General features: G+C 35.1%; 1 protein-coding gene. It reads right to left on the minus strand.

What is annotated here, in order from left to right; all coding sequences use genetic code 11:
• Nucleotides 1-100: 100 nt before the first annotated feature.
• On the minus strand, nt 101-647 hold a 547-nt coding region (locus H4J69_RS19640; protein WP_182245206.1), incomplete at its 5' end, for a hypothetical protein.

Genomic DNA, 647 nt, shown 5'->3' on the forward strand with positions numbered 1-647 from the left:
CCTAACGCCCTACTAAGCGGCGATAAATTGTTGGCTAAAATTGCGAGGAACGAAGCTAGCCAACTGTTTAGCGTCCGTCTTGAGTAGCTTGTTAGGCAAATTATTCACCCATATTGATTTTAAAGCAGTTATCTCTATCTATTTCTAAATTGGAAAAATCGCCGTTAATCGATGCAGACGTAAAGTTTATAGAACTTAAGTTTGGCCTATTAGTAAATCCAATATTTAACTTTACCGTTCCTACGGCAAAACAAAGTACGTCATTTTCAATGTGATAAACTGTACCAGATTTACCTGCATTTTCAGGATCCGCAAAAATCAATTCATGCCCTGTAGTTCCGTCTTTATTTATGACTTGATAACCTAAACGCATAGGGTAATGTGAATTAACATCATGACTTCTATTTGCCAGTGTTTCACAATTAGAATCATCATAAACTGCCCACCCAATACCACTATAACCACCAGAATCAAATTCAATAACTACTTTATGATATTGGTCATCACTAGGATCCATATTCTCTAAGCATTGTTGATATTCTATAACTGAAGGAAAGATATTTTGGGCTAGTTTCTTAGATTCAGTATCTTCATCACAAGCACTTAAAATAATAATTAGTAAACACACAACTACTCTATTCACACTG

The sequence above is a fragment of the Colwellia sp. BRX10-9 genome (genome assembly GCF_014077405.1).
Classification (GTDB): Bacteria; Pseudomonadota; Gammaproteobacteria; order Enterobacterales; family Alteromonadaceae; genus Colwellia_A.